Source organism: Peribacillus frigoritolerans, assembly GCF_030676415.1.
Classification (GTDB): Bacteria; Bacillota; Bacilli; order Bacillales; family DSM-1321; genus Peribacillus; species Peribacillus frigoritolerans_A.
In genome coordinates, this window is the sequence record NZ_JAUUTW010000181.1 from 1 (window position 1) to 226 (window position 226).

Consider the following 226-nt stretch of genomic DNA (forward strand, 5'->3'; position numbering starts at 1 on the left):
TATATGAACGAATATGGGGCATCGATCAACGAGACCGCTGTACACTATAACCTTCCTTCCGATTCTACACTTTTGAATTGGGCAAATCAGTTTAAGGAAGGAGGTATAGACGCCCTTAAACCAAAGAAAAAGGGGCGTCTATCCATGAAAAAAGAAACTAAGAAAAAATCGCCAGCTAATGGCTCTCAAGAAGCACTTCTTGCCGAATTAGAATACTTACGTGCAG

At 41.2% G+C, this 226-nt stretch carries 1 protein-coding gene; it reads left to right on the top strand.

What is annotated here, in order from left to right; all coding sequences use genetic code 11:
• The coding region (locus Q8G36_RS28965; RefSeq protein WP_305275396.1) for a helix-turn-helix domain-containing protein at positions 1–226 on the top strand (226 nt) is incomplete at both ends.